The organism is Pseudomonas sp. UW4 (genome assembly GCF_000316175.1).
GTDB classification, from domain to species: domain Bacteria; phylum Pseudomonadota; class Gammaproteobacteria; order Pseudomonadales; family Pseudomonadaceae; genus Aquipseudomonas; species Aquipseudomonas laurylsulfatiphila.
Window position 1 is genome coordinate 865596 of sequence record NC_019670.1, and the last position, 19513, is coordinate 885108.

Here is a 19513-nt window from a genome sequence, read left to right on the forward strand (position 1 = left end):
GTCATGAAGTTAGCCATCATTACGGCCTGCCCGAACGGCATGGTCACCAGTGTGCTGTGTGCCCGGTTGCTTGATGCCGCGGCCCAGCGTCAGGGCTGGAGCACCAGTGTCGAAATCACCGATGTCGCACATCCGGAAAAGCAATTGTCGGCGGCCACCCTCGACGCGGCCGAGTGGGTGCTGCTGGTGACCAGCGCGCCCGTGGACATGGCGCGGTTTGTCGGCAAGCGAGTGTTCCAGAGCACCCCGGCCCAGGCCCTGCAAGACGTGGAAGCCGTGCTGCAACGTGGTGCGCAGGAAGCGCAGGTTTACGCCGCTTCTGAAGCGGTCATCGAGCCAGTGGCTGTAGCCCGGAACGCGCCGCGACTGGTGGCCGTCACCGCATGCCCGACGGGCGTCGCTCACACGTTCATGGCTGCCGAAGCCTTGCAGCAAGCGGCCAAGCGCCTGGGCTATGACCTGCAGGTGGAAACCCAGGGCTCGGTCGGTGCGCGCAATCCACTGAGCGCAGCGGCGATTGCCGAGGCCGATGTGGTGCTGTTGGCGGCCGATATCGAAGTCGCCACCGAGCGTTTCGCCGGCAAGAAAATCTATCGCTGTGGCACCGGCATTGCCCTCAAGCAAGCCGAAGCAACCTTGAAAAAAGCCTTGGCCGAAGGCCAGCAGGAAAGCGCATCAAGCGCTGCCAATACAACGGTCAAACAGGAAAAAACCGGCATTTACAAACACCTGCTGACCGGCGTGTCGTTCATGTTGCCGATGGTGGTCGCCGGCGGCTTGCTGATCGCCTTGTCGTTCGTGTTCGGCATCACCGCGTTCAAGGAAGAGGGCACGTTGGCGGCGGCGTTGATGCAGATCGGTGGCGACACTGCATTCAAACTGATGGTGCCGTTGCTGGCAGGCTATATCGCCTATTCCATTGCCGACCGTCCCGGCCTCGCTCCGGGGATGATCGGCGGACTGCTGGCGAGCACCTTGGGCGCGGGTTTCATCGGCGGGATCATCGCCGGTTTCCTCGCTGGTTATGCGGCCAGGGCGATCAATAAATACGCGCGTTTACCCCAGAGCCTTGAGGCGTTGAAACCGATCCTGATCATTCCGTTGCTGGCGAGTCTGTTCACCGGTCTGGTGATGATTTACGTGGTTGGCAAACCGGTGGCCGGCGTGCTTGCTGGACTCACGCATTTCCTCGACAGCATGGGCACCACCAACGCGATCCTGCTCGGTGTACTGCTGGGCGGCATGATGTGCGTCGACCTCGGCGGGCCGATCAACAAAGCAGCCTATGCCTTCTCGGTCGGCTTGCTGGCCTCGCAGAGTTACGCGCCGATGGCGGCGACCATGGCCGCCGGCATGGTGCCGCCGATTGGTCTGGGCATCGCCACGTTCATTGCCCGACGCAAGTTTGCGCAGACTGAGCGCGAAGCCGGCAAAGCGGCGCTGGTGCTGGGGCTATGCTTCATCTCCGAAGGGGCGATTCCGTTTGCCGCAAAAGATCCGTTGCGGGTGATTCCGGCAAGTATCGCCGGCGGTGCGCTGACCGGTGCGCTGTCGATGTATTTCGGCTGCAAACTGATGGCGCCCCACGGCGGTTTGTTCGTGCTGGCGATCCCGAATGCGATCAACCATGCGCTGTTGTATCTGCTGGCGATTGTCGCGGGGAGTCTGTTGACGGCGGTGGTGTATGCGTTGGTGAAGCGGCCGGAGACTGTGGAGCTGGCACTGGAGCCGGCCAAGGCCTGACACCAATAACTGTGGGTGGTAGGGTGTGGGAAGGATTTGTGTCATGTCTGGGTCATAGGGCCATGCATTGGTTTTCCATTTCAGGGAGAACCCCATGAGCGATTTCAATCTCGGGCGCCGTCGTGTCATGCAAGCGGTCGGCGCCGGGTTGTTGTTGCCGGGGCTGGCGCCGGCGGTGATCGCTTCGGTCAAGGATCGGCCGCAACTCACCGATGGCGTGCAGTCTGGCGACCTGCTGGGTGACCGGGCGATCATCTGGAGCCGCTGCGACCGCCCCGCACGGATGGTGGTGGAGTGGGACACCCGCAGCCTGTTTCCCGACCCTCGGCGATTCGTCTCGCCCCTGGCTGATGCGCGCACCGATTTCACTGCCCGGGTCGAACTCACCGGGCTGCCCGCCGACCAGGCGATTTTCTATCGAGTGCAATTTGAAGACGCCCAGAGCGGTGTTGCCAGTGAACCCTGGTTCGGTCACTTGCGCAGCGTGCCGCAGACCCGGCGCGACATCCGGTTTCTCTGGAGTGGCGACACGGCCGGCCAAGGCTTTGGTATCAACCCGGACATTGGCGGCATGCGCATCTACGAGGCGATGCGCCGGCGCCTGCCGGACTTCTTTATCCACAGCGGCGATACCATTTACGCCGACAACCCGATCCCGGCGCAGCTCAGCGCGGAAGGCGGCCGGGTGTGGCGCAACATCACCACAGAGGCCAAGAGCAAAGTCGCTCTGACCCTCGATGAGTATCGCGGCAATTACCGCTACAACCTGATGGACGAAAACATTCGCCGCTTCAATGCCGAGGTCCCGCAGATCTGGCAGTGGGACGACCACGAAGTGATGAACAACTGGTCGCCGGGCAAAAAGCCGGATGCACGATACCAGAGCAAAGATATCCACAGCCTGGTGGACCGCGCACGTCAGGCCTGGCTCGAATACGCGCCGATGCGCTTGCAGAGTGCCGAGGGTGGCGGGCGGATCTATCGCAAGCTCGGTTACGGGCCACTGCTGGATGTGTTCGTGCTGGACATGCGCAGTTATCGCGGGGCCAACGACGACAACCTTGGCGAAGCCAGGCCGTTTCTCGGGCGTGAGCAACTGGACTGGCTCAAGCGCGAAATGCAGACCTCGAACGCGCAATGGAAAGTGATCGCTACTGACATGTCCATCGGCCTTGGCGCGCCTGACGGTGAAGTCAGCCCCGGTGTCACGCGGTGGGAAGCGGTGGCCAACGGCGACCCTGGACCTGCCCGGGGTCGCGAACTGGAAATCGCCGAACTGCTCGGTTTCCTGCGGGCGCAGCAGGTGCGCAATTTCCTGTTTCTGACGGCGGATGTGCATTACTGCGCGGCCCATCATTACCACCCGGATCGGGCGGCGTTCCAGGACTTCGAACCGTTCTGGGAGTTTATTGCCGGGCCGTTGAATGCGGGCAGTTTCGGGCCTGACTCGCTGGATATGACCTTTGGCCCTGAAGTGGTATTCGAGAAGGCCTCCCCTGTGCATAACGCCTCGCCGCTTGCCGGATTTCAGTTTTTCGGCGAGGTGAATATCGATGGACAGACGGGGGAGTTGAACGTGGTGTTGCGCGATCTGGATGGCGTGTCGGTATTCGAGCAAAAACTGTCACCGTGTGACTCGGCAGTTGCTCGCTATGTGGGAAATGATTTTTGCACAAAAAGCTGATACTGGAAGTTGCGGGGTTTTATTTGTCATTACTGTCAAATGCATGGCTCTGGTTATTGGTGTGTAGATGTTGATTGAAGTTTCAGTGACTCTCGTTAGTCGCTGAGTTTGATGTTTTTTGCTGGGGTTTTATCCCGGTTTTCTAGCTATCATATTTTCATATATTTAATCGCTTGATCGACATTGGCGGGTTGCTTACTTTCTTTTCTCAATTTTATGGCGATAAGCAGGCTATGAAAGTTAAATGGTCTGGTTAAGAGTCAAATTTTAGAAAGGAGTCGCTATGTCCGCTATATTGTGGGAAAAGAGCCTGGAAGGCAAAAATCACGAAGAAATTGCAGATCTTGCAGCCGTTGTCCCCCAATCACTAATGTCTTTGTCGACCGGGGGTACGAATGACATTACTCGCCCAAACGGTTTGATACTGACCAAAGCCCAAATCATTTCCCTGCGAAAGTACGAAGCCGTAGGGCTGGCACTTCCGACCAACGAGCGATCCCTTGCGACCTATCTGAACTTTGGCGACGAAGACGGTGGCAAGGGCTTCACAACGGAAGACTTTCTCGCATCTTTTACGAAGATAAACTCGCATGCCAGTTTGTGGTCCTCCCTGCGCTCTCGCATCATGCTGACGGGAACCCACTTGAAAGTGTTTGCTTTGAGCATGGAGGTATACCTTACTTCGGTCGAGGAAATTTTCGCTGAAATCAAGCTGGCAAAGTCGCTGGGCACGCACAAAATCACCAACTACAAGGAATTGCGTGACTGGGAAGTGAAAGAAGGCAAACCGTTCCCGGATCTTGCGTTGGAAGAGGACACCATCCCGGACCTGGGGGATGTTCTGGATCTGATCTTCGAACAGGTCAAGGAGCATCTGCAGACGGCCGTTGAAATCAAAATCGATCTAAATACGTTTAGTCGACAACTGACTAACGATGTCATTCCCACGATCAAGTTGCTGGCGCTGGCTCTCGAGAGCAATACGTACGCGGCGGATATCGAGAGTTTGAATAACGAGATCAAGGAACGCGCTAATCAGATTGATGAGTTGAATAAAGAATACAAGGCGCTGGTCATAAAATCGCTTGAGTCGGCGAGCACACTTTCGCCCATAGGGTTGGGGGTTGCCATCTATATCGGAGTCGAAGCTGAAAGTGTTCGATCCCGGCGCAATGATCTGAGCCGCCTCCAGGCAGCGGCCATCAAGAGTCTTGAGAGCAAGTCCAAGACCCTGGGCTCGATCGCGCGGATCAGAAGTGACATGCAGGATATGCAGACGGTTGCTCTGGATGCTGAAGTGGCGACAAATAACGTGGTTCATACCTGGAATGTGCTCCATACCTACCTCGAAAGCTCCGGAAAAGCGATCTCGAAGATCGAAGGCGGCGTTCGCTTGCTAGCCTTCATTACTCAATTTCGTTTGGTCGCTGCGCCATGGCGCGAGATCCACAACCATGCTGATTACCTTGTTGAATTATTTCGCGAGGCGGAAATGGAATACATGAGGGAGTACGGTTTTCAAGGAAAAAGATCAAGGAGATCTTTAATGCAAAGTGATATGTACCCTGGCGTGCAAACCGATGTCTTGCAGGACAGCAGTTCGAAGCTGCGTAACAGTGCGGTGGAAGCAAAGTTGTTGTTTATGAAAACTGATTATCTTCCGGACTTGAGCGAAAAGTTTAAAATACTTTCGGTCGATATTTCGAGCTGCTCCAATGTGGTCAGGGAAAAGGCTCTGAAAACCGAATTTTTACTTAAATCCACGCTTGGACAGTTGATGTCGCTCGATGAAGAGCTGCAAGAAGGTTCCGAAGAGGTCGATGAAATACATGGCGAGCAGGCTGTGTTGTTAAATGAGGCACAGGCATCCGTCAGTGAAGTCTCCAGCTCGTTGAGTGAGAGCCTCAAGAATATCAACGCAGACTACGACGAGACGACCGTGCAGGGATTCAAAGCCTCGTTGATTAATGACGTTTCAGAGCGTGAAGTCGTATTGGAACGTTTGAATTCCAGCCTGACTGATCTTGATAAAAAACGTGCAGTCATCAACGAAGCAGTGGATGAGCTCAATAAACTCGGAATTTCCGGTATTACCAAAAATATCGAACTGAGTGTTGAAACGGTCAAGAAACTTGGTGCAAAGCCATCTCAGGTTGATCTTGTGCTGGCAGCGATCGAAAAAGTGAAACAGGACCTGGAGGGCGCAGTTAAGAGTGTTTCCTTTGTCTTGATGGTAAAACAGAATCAGGTACTTCGTGATAAGACTTTGGAGGTGCAGGCGCAAATCGCTGCCGAAAAGCGCAGCGCACGAATCACTGCCGACAAGATCAAGCTGATCGAAGTTTTTGGCGAGATGAATGAGCAGCGCAAGCTCTACGTGGCAGAGTTCGAAAAGATCGACAAAACAGTGTTGCGTTTCTTGAGCTCGATGAAGGCTCATCAGGCTATGCCCTTAAGTAAGCAGATTTCAGAATTTTTCTCTACCGCCAATGGTTTTGTCGGTTACCTGAATCAGCTTTCTTATCTGTAAGTATTACATTTCACGCCGCCCTTGAATGGCCGTGCGTCGAGCCGCTCGATGCACGGTTATTTAATGATTCTATTACTCGGGATTGAATATTCACAGGAGGCGCCTATGAGCGACGAGAGCAGGGATGTCCTGCTTTTTCAGGAAGATGATTTTATTTCGTTGCGCGCATACAAATTGTTCTTGAACGAGGTCCTCCACAGGGATTTCATCACTCACTCCACTCCTGAGACATCAAAGGTGCTAAGTGCCTATGCGCAGAAGTTGAGTGAAGAGGCTGACGCCGATCTCTCCAGATTTCAGTCCTTGGTGGATGATGTGGAGTCGGTACGGGCGGGAGTGCTTGCCTGCGTCGATCAAGCCCGAGATCTTCGGCAGGTTTTCATTGAGGCCAAGCCAGGCGTGACGCGTTATCGACGGGTGCCTGTTGATACTTTGGGGTGCGCTCCTTTCGACTTCCACCAACCTCACCTTGCCATTTGCAGCTTTTACAACGTATCCGGAGTCGTGAGCTATTTCATTGAGCAGTGCCGCACCAACCTGAAAACAGTTGAACGGTACAGATTGAATGTCTCCTCGATGGAGCGAGGGATTCATCCAATGTTCTACCGCATCGTTGCAGCAAGAAAACAAAAAATAGAGGCGTATGGCTACTCACCGCAAAAGCCTCCTTCGGGTTCCGGGACCTCCCCCTTCGATTTCAGGAGACCGTACAGAGGAAATCCTGAACCGCAAACGCTGGAGCTGTATCGTTTGACAGGCATATACGCGTCCTCCGCTTCCGCACTATTCAACTTCGGCAATTTTCTGAACAGGATTCAGCTGTTATTGACGGTGATGATTGACAGGCTTTCCTCAATAACAGCTTCCTCGACGTATTCGACATTGCTCTTGGTGCTGAGCCTGGTTGCCAGCTTGCTGAACCCACTGCAACTGCGGATAGACAGGTTGCAGGAGTGGTCAGACTTCATGCGCCATAAAGGTAAATATGCTGTTGAAGAACAATGAGCAACGTGGAGTTGTAGCCGGATGAGATCCGGCTGCACTCAATAGACGTCGCGGCGATAACGGTTTTGTTCGATCAGCGTTTCTACCTGCGCTGCTCCCAGGACTTCCTGCAACACTTGATCAACCCCGCTGGCCATCCCATGCATACTGCCGCAGATGTAAATCACCGCACCCTCTGCCAGCCATTTTTTCAGTTCCTCGGCCGACTCCTTCAAGCGATCCTGCACGTAGATCTTCTCGGCCTGATCCCGCGAGAAGGCCAGGTCGAGACGCGCCAGATCACCGTTGATCAACCATTCTTCCAGTTCCGCGCGGCAGAGGAAATCGTGCTCACGATTTCGCTCGCCAAACAGCAGCCACTGACGCTGTTGGCCGTCAGCAATCCGCGCCTTGAGCAAACTGCGCAACCCGGCCAGACCCGTGCCGTTGCCCAGCAGAATCATCGGCACCGGCTCGTTTGGCAAATGGAATCCGCTGTTGCGCCGTACCCTCAGACTGATGCTGCCACCCACCGGCGTATGTTCGGTTAACCAGCCGGAACCAATGCCGAGGCTGCCGTCGGCATGCTGCTCCTGGCGCACGATCAGCTCCAGCACGCCGTCTGCTGCAATTGAGGCGATCGAGTATTCACGCACAGCCAAAGGCACCATCGCATCGACCAATGATTGAGCATGCAGGCCCACCAGATGCGCGCGGTGTTCCGGCAGTTGACGCGAGGCCAGCGCTACTTCAAGCGGCTCTTCGAGGCCGTTGATTTTCACTGTGGTCTCGCCACGAATACCGAGGCCGTCGAGGAAGTGTTCGATGGCCCACGGGCAGTTGCGCGGCAGCACTTCGACGAGATCGCCGGCCAGCCAACTGCTGGTGTTCGGAGCAATCAGACCCAACAGATAGACCGGCGAACCGCTGCTGTCAGGGTTCATCAGTTCGCGACGCACCAGTGTCCAGTTGTCGTAGCTCGGTGCTTGCCAGGTATCGACCGGTGCCAGCCCGGTGAGCAGACCGAGCTGGGTTTGCCAGTGACGCAGGGCGTAGGGATCACCACTGTCGACTTCCACTGGTGCGAACAGCGTCTTGCCGCCGTGTTCGCCCAGCCACTGATGCAGGCGTTTGGCGAACCCGCAAAAGTGTTGATATTGACGATCACCGAGACCGAGCACGGCGTAGTTCAGGCTGTCGAGCGTCGAAGTCTTACCCAGTACCTTGCGCTCGAAACCGCGAGCACTGTCCGGTGCATCGCCGTCGCCAAAGGTGCTGACCACGAACAACGCATTACTGGAATCACGCAAATCCTGTTCGCTGACATTTGCCAGTGGCTGCACCTTCACCGCTAATCCGGCGGCCTGTAATTGGCCGGCAGTCTGCCACGCCAGCTGCTCGGCAAAACCACTTTGGCTGGCGAAGCCGATCAGCCACGCTGGCACATCGCTGGCGGTTTGCACGAGGTCTTTGCGCGCATCCTTGATCTGGCGTTTTTTGCGGCGACGATCCAGGTACAGCATCCAGCCGGTGACGAAGAACAGCGGCATGCTCAACGCCGTGAGGGTCAGGATGATGCGCCCGACGATGCCGAAGTAACTGCCGACGTGCAGTGCATAGATGCTGGTCAGCAGTTGCGCCTTGAGGCTCTTGTCGCTATAGCGGTCAACCCGTTTGACCACGCCTGTGGCCGGGTCGAGGGTGATCTGGTTCAGCGCCCGGTCGTGGGGCGAGGTTTTCAGCAGGAAGTAAACGGTCGCGGGCTGGCCGGCCACTGGCGGCATGCGCACGTTATAGGAGCTGAGTTGCGGCCCGGCCGCGCTGTAGATGCTGCTCCACATTGCCGCGTAATTGGCTGTTGGTGCCGGACCTTGCGGCGCAGGACCACGTCCGCCGCGAACGCGTTCGTTCTGCGGTGAGTCGGAGAGCAACCGGGTCAGGCCCTTGTTGTACCACTCGTAGGACCAGGACAACCCGGTCAGCGCTGCCAGGAGGTAAAACACCAGGCACCAGGTGCCGGCCACCGAGTGCAGGTCCCAGTTGAAGCTGCGACCCTTTTTCTTCCAGTCCAGGGTCAGCCAGGCGCGCCAGCTTCTCCACTGGCGCGGCCAGCGCAGGTACAGGCCGGACAGGCAGAAGAACACCAGGATCAGCGTGCACGCGCCGGTGATCTGCCGACCCGTGTCGCCCATGGCGAGGAAGCGGTGCAGTTGCAGCATCAGGCCAAAGAAACCCTGGCCGGAGGCATCGCCGAGGAGCTCGGCGGTGTAAGGGTCGAAGTAGCGCATCTCGCCACGGCGTTCACCCGGCGGCGGGGTGAACCACACTTTGGCGGCGTTGCCGCTGTCGGTTTCCACGGTGAGCATCGAGACTTTTTTGCCCGAAGCGGCTTCGATGTGCTCCACCAGTTCGGCAGGCGGCAGCACACCGGCGAGCTGTTTTTCGACCTGCAACACAGAAGGGTTGAGTGTGCTCAGGATTTCATCCTGAAACGACACCGCCGCCCCGGTAATGCCCATCAGGGCCAGGACCAGCCCGGCGCTGATGCCGAAAAACCAGTGCAACTGGAACAGGGTTTTCTTCAACACGTCACTCGCCTTGTTCGTTCAAGTTGATTCATCACGGCGCGCATTATGCCGTGGGGTTGTCGAGAAGCATTCTTTTTTACGCGCAAAGGCCCCGTTCACCTGGATGAACGGGGCCTGCGCCAACACCGACCTCTGTAGGAGCGAGCTTGCTCGCGATGAACTCAAGAACGACGTGGGGTTTCAGGCTAACCGCGTCATCGTTGACGACCATCGCGAGCGAGCTCGCTCCTACAGAAGAGGTTGCGTATTCAAATGTCCATCAGAAGTGGAAGTTGGTGCTCAGCAACGCGGTGCGACCGGCCGCCTGGTTGGCGAAGTGACTCGAGAACGCCTTGTCGTAGTAGGTTTCGTCGGTCAGGTTCTGCACGTTCAGTTGCAGGTCGACGTTTTTGCTCAGCTTGTAGGCTGCCATCGCGTCGTAACGAACATAGGAGTCAACCATGGTGGTGTTGGCTACGTTGCCGAACACGTCATCGACATAGAACGCACCGCCGCCGATGGTCAGCTTCGGCGTGACCTGATAGGTCGTCCACAGGCTGGCGCTGTTTTTCGGCGTGTTTGGCAGTTCGTTACCGTCGTTGGCTTTGTTTGCCGGCATATCACCGCCATCGATTTGTTCACTGTCCATGTAGGCGTAACCGGCGAAGACCTGCCATTTGTCGGTGAGCTTGCCGCTGGCCGACAGTTCGATACCTTGAACGCGGGTTTTGCCGGCGTTCTCATAAGTGGTGGTGTTGGTTTGCACCCGAGCGTTGTCTTTCTCGGTGCGGAAGATATCGGCGGTCACGGACAGACGATCGTTCAACAGGTCCCACTTGGTACCGATTTCGTAGTTCTTGGTGGTTTCCGGCTCCATGTCGCTTTTCAGCAGGTTGCCGTTGCGATCCGGCGTGCCACCCAACGGGTTGCCCTCCGAACCTTCGCCCAGGGTGTTGCCCGGTGGAGTGGCAGACGTCGCGTAGGACGCATAGATGCTGCCGTTTTCCGCAGGTTTGTACACCACGCCGAACTGACCGGTAACGAATTCGCTGGTGTCATCGCCCTTGGACGTGGTCACGCTGGAACCGTTGAAGGTTTTGTAGCTGGTATCGAAATGGTCGTAACGCAGGCCCATGTTCACCAGCCACTGTTCGGACAACGTCAGGGTGTCGAACACATACAGTGCGTAGGTGTCGGCCTTGGTGTCGGTGCCGGCGTAGTTACGCGAGATTGCGCCGTTCCACGGGTCGTTCGGGGTCGGGTTGGACAGCGAGGTGCAGTTGTAGCCACTTGGCGCGCCGATCAGGGCTGGCGAGCAGGTGTTGGTTACCGCGGCTGTTCCCGGGGTGGTGTCCGTGTTGACGTTGTACGAGGACTTTTGGTTTTCCTCATGGGTGTACTCGACACCAGTGGAGAAGCTGTTCTTGAAGCCGGCGATGTAGACATCACCAAACAGGTCGGTCTGGTTGGTGGTGGTCTCGGTGTTGCTCACGCGGGTGTTCGCGCGGCGCCAGACGGTGCCATTGTTGACGTTGCCTTTACTGTCATCCGGCTGGGTCAGGATGTAATCCTGCATGCTGGTGCCGTGACGCAGGGTGTTCTTGATGGTCAGCGCGTCGCTCAGGTCGTGCTCGATGGCGAAGGTCGCCGTATCGACGCGGGTCTTGCGGAAGTCGCGGTCGTTCAGGCCATAGAAGTTGCTGCTGTCGCCGCCGTCATTCGGCTTGTCCGGATTGGCTTTGGTACGCGCAGCCGCGCCACCGGCCGGGATCGAATACGGAATGCCCGAATCCGGCGTGTCGTTGCTTTCGAGGTGGTAATAGTCGAGGTTGACGCGAGTGTCCGTACCCAGGCCGAAAGCCAGGGACGGTGCAACACCCCAGCGGTCGTAGTCGACGCTGTCACGCCCGGCGACATTGCTCTCGTGGCTCAGCAGGTTCAGACGGCCTGCGGCGGTGTCGGTGAACTGGTAGTTGCCGTCGAAGGTGTAGCGCTGGGTCTGGTCGGAACCCCAGGTGAAACCACCATCGAGCGAATCGCCCAGGTGCGCTTTCTTGCTGACCAGGTTGATGCTGCCGCCCGCTGCGCCACGGCCGCCGATCGCGGAGTTCGGGCCTTTGCTGACTTCAATCGATTCAACGGCGAAGATCTCGCGGCTCTGGGAGCCGGTATCGCGCACGCCGTCCAGATAGGTGTCGCCCTGGGCGTCGAAGCCGCGAATGAACGGACGGTCGCCTTGCGGGTTACCGCCTTCACCGGCACCGAAGGTGATGCCTGGAACAGTGCGCAACGCGTCCTGCAGGTTGAGCGAACCGGTGTCTTTCAAGACTTGTTGCGGAACAACGGTCACCGAGCGCGGCGTGTCGATCAGCGGCGCGGTGTACTTGGGCGAGGAGGCTTTCTCTACGTTGTAGCTTGTCTCGTCCTGGGCTTCGCCGGTGATGGCGGTGGCGCCCAGCGAAATCACATTGTCCGGTGCTTTTCCGTCGGTTTTCTCCGCCGCGAAAACCATGTGGCCCGCAGAGCCGGCAGTAATCGCCATGCCGATGGCCGATGCGAGCAGACGTGGTGAACTGACCGGTACTTGTGGTTGTTGACGCGACATTTGAATTCCCCTCCCCAAGGATTTGAGGCCGCGAAATATAGGGTAAATAGGTATTCGTAACAATTGCGAAACATTACTATTCGCACTGAATTTACAATCTTTACAATTTAACCTTACGGTTTCTGCTGACTCATTCGTCGGATGTGTTTTACATGGGCAATAAGAATCAATACCATTAGCGCCCCTTTCGTATTCAGGTGTCTTGTCATGCTGCTGCACATTCCAGGCCTGTTCGAGAAAGACGAAGTGCAGCGCATTCGCGAGGCTCTGGAACAGGCCGATTGGGCCGATGGCAAGATCACCGCCGGCTTCCAGTCGGCCAAGGCCAAGCACAATTTGCAACTGCCGGAAGGCCACCCGTTGGCCAAGGAGATCGGCGCGGCGATGCTGGAGCGGCTGTGGAAAAATCCGCTATTCATGTCGGCTGCACTACCGCACAAAGTCTTTCCTCCGCTGGTGAACTGTTACACCGCCGGTGGCAGTTTCGATTTCCATATCGACAACGCGGTGCGTCAGCCCAAAGGCAGCATCGAGCGGGTGCGCACGGATTTGTCCGCCACGCTGTTCTTCAGCGAGCCTGAGGATTACGACGGCGGCGAGCTGGAGATTCAGGACACCTTCGGCACCCAGCGAGTGAAACTGCCCGCCGGCGACATGGTGCTGTACCCCGGCACCAGCCTGCACAAGGTCAACGCGGTGACACGCGGAACGCGACTCGCCTCGTTTTTCTGGACGCAAAGCCTGGTGCGCGAAGACACTCAGCGCGCCTTGTTGTTCGAGATGGACGGGGCCATCCAGCAACTGACCCGCGATGTCCCTGATCATCCATCGCTGATCCGCCTGACCGGCACCTATCACAATCTGTTGCGTCGCTGGGTCGAGGTGTAAGTGGCGGATTTTCGTTTACGCCGAGAGGAAATGCTCGACGGCGAACGCCTGCGCTCCATGCTCGACGAAAGTCCGGCCCGCGCCGCCCAGGCCATCCTGATCGCTGCACGTGAAGGTGAAGTCGAGGCCCAGGCCTTGCTCGGGCAGATTCTGCTCGACGGCCAGGGAATCGCGCAGGACCAGCCGCTGGCGATGCGCTGGTTTGGCATCGCCGCGCGCCAGGGGCACCTGATGTCACGCAATATGCTTGGCCGTTGTCATGAGCATGGCTGGGGTTGCGTTGCCGACGCATCGCTTGCTGCTCGGCATTATCGAGTCGCGGCGCAGGCGGGACTGGATTGGGCGATGTACAACTACGCCAACCTGCTGGCGACCGGGCGTGGGGTCAGCAAGAATCAGGCGCTGGCGTTTACCTACTATCAACGCGCGGCACACTCGGGCCATGCCAAATCGATGAACCTTCTGGGTCGATACCTGGAAGAGGGGCAAGTGTCTCCCATGGATTTGCCAGCAGCCCATGACTGGTATCGGCGCTCGGCCGAGGGCGGGGATTTTCGCGGGCAGTTCAGCCATGCGGCGGTATTGGCCCACGCCGGCCAAACCGACGAGGCCCTGGGTTGGCTGCGCAAGGCGCTGACCGGCGGGAATCTGAAGTTTCTGCGGGTTGCGCACAAGGCATTGTCAGCCGCCGATCATCCGCAGATTCAGGCGATGGCTGTGGATTACAAACGTCGTGCCGAACAGTTGGAAACTTTGTAGGAGCGAGCCTGCTCGCGAAGGCCGTCACTGATAACGCGTTCATACTGGATGAGCGCGTTGCCTCAGGTCCTTCGCGAGCAAGCTCGCTCCTACAGAGGGGTTACACGTAGAACGATTTCAGCGGCGGGAAACCATTGAACTCGACAGCGCTGTAACTGGTGGTGTACGCACCGGTCGACAGCCAGTACAGGCGATCACCGATGGCCAGGTTCAGCGGCAGGCCGTACTTGTAGTTTTCGTACATGATGTCGGCGCTGTCGCAGGTTGGGCCGGCGATGACCACTTCTTCCATCTCGCCCTTTTTCTCGGTCCAGATCGGGAACTTGATGGCTTCGTCCATGGTTTCGATCAGGCCGGAGAACTTGCCCACGTCCGTGTACACCCAACGCTCTACCGCGGTGCGGGATTTGCGTGCGACCAGCACCACTTCGCTGACCAGGATGCCCGCGTTGGCGATCAGCGAACGGCCCGGTTCCAGGATGATTTCCGGCAGATCATCACCGAAGTCTTCCTTGAGGAAGCGGATGATTTCTTCCGCGTAGGTTTCCAGGCTGTTGGTGCGGGTGATGTAGTTGGCCGGGAAGCCGCCGCCCATGTTGATCAGCTTCAGGTGGATGCCGTCTTCTTCTTTCAGACGTTCGAAGATCACTTTGACCTTGGCGATCGCTGCGTCCCAGACGCTGATGTCGCGCTGCTGCGAGCCGACGTGGAACGAAATGCCGTAAGGCACCAGGCCCAGGTCGCGAGCGAGGATCAACAGGTCCATGGCCATGTCGGTCTGGCAGCCGAATTTGCGCGACAACGGCCAGTCGGCGGTGGTCGAGCCTTCGGTCAGGATACGCACGTAGACTTTCGAACCCGGTGCGGCCTTGGCAATGTTGCGCAGGTCGGCTTCGGAGTCGGTGGCGAACAGGCGCACGCCCTTGTCGTAGAAGTAGCGGATGTCCTTGGATTTCTTGATGGTGTTGCCGTAGCTGATGTGCTCGGCGCTGACGCCACGGCCCAGCACTTTGTCCAGCTCATAGATCGAGGCGATATCGAAGCTCGAGCCTTTCTCTTTGAGCAGGTCAATGATTTCGACGGCCGGGTTGGCCTTGACCGCGTAGTAGACCTTGGCGAATTCGAAACCGGCGCGCAGGTCGTCGTAGGCCTGGGCGATCATCGCGGTGTCGATCACCACGAACGGGGTTTCCTGTTTGTCGGCGAACGCCTTCATTTTCTGAAAGGTTTCACGCGCGAAATAGTCTTCGACCTGGATCGACATACCTGGGAGCTCCTAATGGCAAACGAGTAAAAACAATGGGTGCAAATGAACGTCCTCCGTATCCCCACTTTGGTTCGCCTACTTCCCAAGGCATGTCGCCGAAAGCAAAAAGGCCATGGGAAGTGCAGCTTTCCCTTGGCCTTGCTGTCTCGTCGTCAGTACTTGAGCCGGATGGATCGTTTCCAGCATGGACGTTCGGCGCGAACTTTAGGGCGTGAGGGGCTTGAGATCAACAAAAAATGTCGCGTTTTTGCACTCTTCTGACGCGCGTTGCGGGCATCACTCTTTGTAACCGACTCAGATGACAGGCGGATGTTCCCGAAGAATTACGAAGTGTTAAAAATACCTGCACGTTCGATGCTGTTGTGCGCTAAGTCATGGATAAGTGCGATGGCGTCAACATCGGCGACGTTGGCTGCCAGAAGGTGGGCTGAGGGGGGATTTGGCTATTTCAAAAGGTATGTTCGGATAGCTTTTGCATCCGCTGCTGTTGATATTTTTTTCCGACCTGCGAATCTCTGAAAAATTGCACATAAACTGTGGGAGCGAGCTTGCTCGCGATAGCGTTATGTCAGTCAACTACGATGTTGGCTGTGAAAATGCCATCGCGAGCAAGCTCGCTCCCACAGGTTTTGTATTTTTACCGAGCAAGCTGTCAGGCGACTACTGCCTCGGCAGGCGAGACTATATTGGTTTTCATCCCTCGCGAACGTCCCGAACTCAGGTAGGCCGCAATCGACTCCTGCGTCACCTCACCCAAAAACACCCGCTCGGCATCCATCACCGGCAACCACGATCGGTTGAACTCGTACATGCGCGACAGCAGGATGCGTAAATGCTCGTCGTACGCCGCCGTGGCGTTGAATTCGCGTTGGTACTGCGCGCAGGTACCGGTCTGACGGTGCAGGTCGCGGCGTCGTACATAACCCAGGGCTTTATTCTCGGCACAAGTGACCACCACATAGCGTCGGTCATGTTCGTCCATCAACTCCAGCGCCTCGGCCACCGGGGTTTGCGGGCTGACGGAGGGCGCGTTGTCCGCCGCGTCTTCGGCTTTCACCAGCAGCAGGCGTTTCAGCGTGCTGTCCTGGCCAACGAAGTTGCTGACAAACTCATCCGCCGGGTGCGCGAGCAAGGTGTCCGGGTGATCGATCTGCAATAGCTTGCCGGCGCGGAAGATCGCGATCTTGTCGCCGAGCTTGATCGCCTCGTCGATGTCATGGCTGACCATGATCACGGTCTTGTTCAGCGCCCGCTGCATCTCGAAGAATTCGTTCTGGATCATCTCGCGGTTGATCGGGTCGACCGCGCCGAACGGTTCGTCCATCAACAGCAATGGCGCATCTGCCGCCAGGGCGCGAATCACGCCGATCCGTTGTTGCTGACCACCGGACAACTCCCGTGGATAGCGATGCAAGTACTGCTTGGGTTCGAGCTTGATCATGCTCATCAACTCGCGGGCGCGGTCGTGGCATTTCTGTTTGTCCCAACCGAGCAGTTTCGGTACGACCACGATGTTCTCTTCGATGGTCATGTTCGGGAACAGGCCGATCTGCTGGATCACGTAGCCGATGTTGCGGCGCAGCGTCACTTCGTCGAGGCCGGTGGTGTCTTCGCCGTTGATCAGGATCTTGCCCGAGGTGGGTTTGATCAGGCGGTTGATCATTTTCAGCGTGGTGCTTTTGCCGCAACCCGATGGCCCGAGGAACACGCAGATTTCGCCTTCATTGACGGTCAGGCTCACCGAGTCCACGGCATTCACATCCTTGCCGTTGCTTTGGAAGGTCTTGCTGAGGTTTTGAAGTTCGATCATTTGAGCAGTCCTTTTGGAGTCAGCGAGCGTTGCAGCACTTGCAGGATCAGGTCGGCGATGATCGCCAGCACACTGACCAGCACGGCGCCGACGATCAGCATCGACATGTCGCTGCGGCTGATGGAAGCGAGGATAAGTACACCGAGGCCACCGGCACCGATGGTGGCGGCGATGGTCATGACGCCGATGTTCATGACCACGGCGGTGCGTACACCGGCAAGGATCACCGGTACGGCGATGGGCAGCTCAACCATGCGCAGGCGCTGGCCGAACGTCATGCCGATGCCGCGCGCCGCTTCGCGGATGCCCGGTTCGACGCTGGTCAGGGCCAGGTAGGTGTTACGCATGATCGGCAGCAGTGAATAGAGGAACACTGCGGTGATCGCCGGCATCGGGCCGAGGCCCTGGCCGAATCTGGAGTAGAACGGCAGCAACAGGCCGAACAGGGCAATCGACGGCACCGTCAGCAGCACCGTTGCACTAGCCTGCAAAGGCCCGGCGAGGCTCGGGAAGCGCGTCATCAAAATGCCCAGTGGCACGCCGACCAGAATCGCCAGGGTCACGGCAATGCCGACCAGCGTGATGTGTTGCCCGGTCAGATGCATCGCCTGTTGCCAGTCGGGATGGGAAAAGGCGTTCAAGAATTCCATGACTTCTCCTTCTCAGTTCAATGGATGCTGGCGCAGGAAATCGGCGGCCACGGCTGAAGGACTCTGGTGATCGACATCCACCCGCGCGTTGAGCTCGCGCATGGTGTTGTCGTCGAACAGTTCCGCCAGTGGCTTGAGCTGTGCGGCCAGTTGCGGATGCGCATCGAGGAAGGCCTGACGCACCACGGGCGCGGCGGTGTAGTCGGGGAAGTAGTGCTTGTCGTCCTCCAGCAATTTCAGCTTGAAGGCATTGAGGCGACCATCAGTGGTGTAGACCAGGCCGGCAAACACCTGGCCATTGCGCAGCGCGGTATAGACCAGCCCGGCGTCCATCTGCCGGATGTTTTTGCGGGTCAGGTTCATGCCGTACAGCTGCATCATGCCAGCGAGTCCGTCCGAACGGTTGGCGAACTCGGTATCCAGCGCCACCAGATTGTTGGTCTCGGCCTCCTGGTGCAGCACCTTGTTCAGCTCACTGATGGTGTTGATCTGCGGGTATTGGTCAGCGACGTTTTTCGGCAGGGCGAGGGCGTAGGTGTTGCTGAATTTCGACGGAGTGAGCCAGACCAGGCCTTTTTGTGCGTCGAGTTCTCTCACCCGCACGTAGGACTGTTCGCTGTCGAGTTTTTCGGTGACATGGTTGTAGGCCACCAGCGACACACCGGTGTACTCCCAGAGCATGTCCAGTTGACCGCTTTCATGGGCGCTGCGGGCGAGGTTGCTGCCGAGACCGCCGGTCACTTGCACGTCGTAACCCTTGGCGCGCAAGTATTGCGCGGTGATTTCCGCCAGCAGGGTCTGTTCGGTGAACACCCGGGCGCCGATGCGGATCAACGGTTTTTCTGCGGCCTGGGCAAATCCTGCGCACAGCAGAACGCAGCCTAGTAAAAAGCTTGTTGTTTTCATGAGAGTTCCTTTGCCGAGGCTTAAGACGGGCGCAGGCCGCGTTCGAGCCAGAGGCGACTGCCAAGTGTGACCATTCCGTCCAGCAACAGGGCCAGCAACGCGGTGCAGGCGGCGCCGAGCAGCAACTGCGGCTGATTGTTCAGGGCAATGCCGGGGAATATCAGGCTGCCAAGACTGTTGGCGCCAATCAGGAACGCCAGCGGCGCCGTCCCGACATTGATCGCCAACGCCACGCGCACGCCACCAATGATGATCGGCACGGCGTTCGGCAGCTCGACTTTCCACAGCACCTGGCGTGGGGTCATGCCGATGCCGACGGCGGCTTCCTTGAGCGAGCCCTGAACGTTTTTCAGGCCCTCATAAGTGTTGCGTACGATGGGCAGCAAGGAGGCGAGGAACAGGGCGAAGATGGCCGGGCCGCTGCCGATGCCGAGGATGCCCAGGGCAATGGCCAGGACGGCCAGAGGCGGAACGGTGTTGCCAATGTTGAAGAACTGCATGAAGCGTTCAGCGCGACCGACCATGGACGGGCGGCTGAGCAAGATACCGGCGGGGAGACCCACGACAAGGGCGGCCAGCATGGAAGCGAGGACAAGAATCAGATGAGCTTGCAGGTAAAACAGCAAATCGTCGCGGTAGTGTTCGATCGTGTTGATGCCGATCCAGTGGACCAGCAGGGCCAGAAGGGCGATTACCAACGCGCCTCCCATCAGCCCTTTGCCATAGCGGATAGCCACAGGCGGACTCCTTTTTTCAGTCGGCGAACACATTTTCGTGTGGCAATGCCTTGCTTGGCTGCCGAAAAAATGATCGCGAGAAGCAGCTCATGCCGAGCGCGTTCCACTGTAGGAGCGAGCTTGCTTGCGAAAAACGTCCAGACAACGCGTGCATTCAGGAAACCAGCGTTATCGTTGAGGTCCATCGCGAGCGGGCTCGCTCCTACAGGGGGGGGCGCACGGCAATCGAGCCATGAGCACAGCCTCGTCAGGCCGAATTGCAGGTGTTTCAAGTCCCCGACGAGTGGTCGTAACAGGGGAGTGGACGTCTCCGTGCTTTAAAAGGTTCCCACATTAAATGCCATGTGGCCACCTGTAGGAGCTGCCGAAGGCTGCGATCTTTT

General features: G+C 57.8%; 13 protein-coding genes. 6 read left to right on the forward strand and 7 right to left on the reverse strand.

Annotated elements, in window-relative coordinates:
• The first annotated feature begins 3 nt into the window (after window positions 1–3).
• The 4 genes from PPUTUW4_RS03695 to PPUTUW4_RS03710 all read left to right on the forward strand — a co-directional run bounded on the left by PPUTUW4_RS03695 (window position 4) and on the right by PPUTUW4_RS03710 (window position 6962).
• Window positions 4–1743, forward strand: a complete 1740-nt coding sequence (locus PPUTUW4_RS03695) for a PTS fructose-like transporter subunit IIB (RefSeq protein WP_015093452.1) — start codon at window positions 4–6, stop codon at window positions 1741–1743.
• Between the two features lie 94 nt (window positions 1744–1837).
• On the forward strand, window positions 1838–3427 hold the full coding sequence (locus PPUTUW4_RS03700; protein WP_015093453.1) for an alkaline phosphatase D family protein: 1590 nt from the start codon (window positions 1838–1840) through the stop codon (window positions 3425–3427).
• 283 nt (window positions 3428–3710) lie between these two features.
• Window positions 3711–5957: an alpha-xenorhabdolysin family binary toxin subunit A gene (locus PPUTUW4_RS03705; RefSeq protein ID WP_015093454.1), complete on the forward strand. Its 2247-nt coding sequence runs from the start codon at window positions 3711–3713 to the stop codon at window positions 5955–5957.
• Between the two features lie 105 nt (window positions 5958–6062).
• Window positions 6063–6962 carry a hypothetical protein gene (locus tag PPUTUW4_RS03710; protein ID WP_015093455.1) on the forward strand — a complete coding sequence of 300 codons (900 nt, stop codon included), beginning with the start codon at window positions 6063–6065 and terminating at the stop codon, window positions 6960–6962.
• A 38-nt stretch (window positions 6963–7000) separates the two neighbouring features.
• On the opposite strand, the gene PPUTUW4_RS03715 is transcribed toward PPUTUW4_RS03710, so the two are convergent.
• A complete protein-coding gene (locus tag PPUTUW4_RS03715; RefSeq protein ID WP_015093456.1) occupies window positions 7001–9529 on the reverse strand; it encodes a sulfite reductase flavoprotein subunit alpha in 2529 nt (842 codons plus the stop codon).
• 259 nt (window positions 9530–9788) lie between these two features.
• Window positions 9789–12113 (reverse strand): TonB-dependent siderophore receptor, encoded by a 2325-nt coding sequence (locus PPUTUW4_RS03720; protein ID WP_015093457.1) that lies wholly within the window; start codon window positions 12111–12113, stop codon window positions 9789–9791.
• A 207-nt stretch (window positions 12114–12320) separates the two neighbouring features.
• Here PPUTUW4_RS03720 and PPUTUW4_RS03725 point away from each other — a divergent pair, with 207 nt between their 5' ends.
• Both PPUTUW4_RS03725 and PPUTUW4_RS03730 read left to right on the forward strand, forming a co-directional pair.
• Entirely contained in the window at window positions 12321–13001 is a 681-nt protein-coding gene (locus tag PPUTUW4_RS03725; protein WP_015093458.1) for a Fe2+-dependent dioxygenase, read from the forward strand.
• Window positions 13002–13760 (forward strand): tetratricopeptide repeat protein, encoded by a 759-nt coding sequence (locus tag PPUTUW4_RS03730; protein WP_015093459.1) that lies wholly within the window; start codon window positions 13002–13004, stop codon window positions 13758–13760.
• A 100-nt stretch (window positions 13761–13860) separates the two neighbouring features.
• Here PPUTUW4_RS03730 and PPUTUW4_RS03735 read toward each other — a convergent pair whose 3' ends face one another.
• From PPUTUW4_RS03735 to PPUTUW4_RS03755, 5 genes are all read right to left on the reverse strand, one after another.
• Window positions 13861–15024 carry a type III PLP-dependent enzyme gene (locus PPUTUW4_RS03735; protein ID WP_015093460.1) on the reverse strand — a complete coding sequence of 388 codons (1164 nt, stop codon included), beginning with the start codon at window positions 15022–15024 and terminating at the stop codon, window positions 13861–13863.
• 655 nt (window positions 15025–15679) lie between these two features.
• Window positions 15680–16837, reverse strand: coding sequence for an ABC transporter ATP-binding protein (locus PPUTUW4_RS03740; RefSeq protein ID WP_015093461.1), 1158 nt, complete (start codon window positions 16835–16837; stop codon window positions 15680–15682).
• A complete protein-coding gene (locus PPUTUW4_RS03745; protein ID WP_015093462.1) occupies window positions 16834–17487 on the reverse strand; it encodes an ABC transporter permease in 654 nt (217 codons plus the stop codon). Before PPUTUW4_RS03745 ends, PPUTUW4_RS03740 begins: the two co-directional genes overlap by 4 nt.
• A gap of 12 nt (window positions 17488–17499) precedes the next feature.
• A complete protein-coding gene (locus tag PPUTUW4_RS03750; protein WP_015093463.1) occupies window positions 17500–18393 on the reverse strand; it encodes a glycine betaine ABC transporter substrate-binding protein in 894 nt (297 codons plus the stop codon).
• A 20-nt stretch (window positions 18394–18413) separates the two neighbouring features.
• Complete coding sequence (locus PPUTUW4_RS03755; RefSeq protein ID WP_177325108.1) at window positions 18414–19103, reverse strand: ABC transporter permease; 690 nt, start codon at window positions 19101–19103, stop codon at window positions 18414–18416.
• Window positions 19104–19513: the final 410 nt, after the last annotated feature.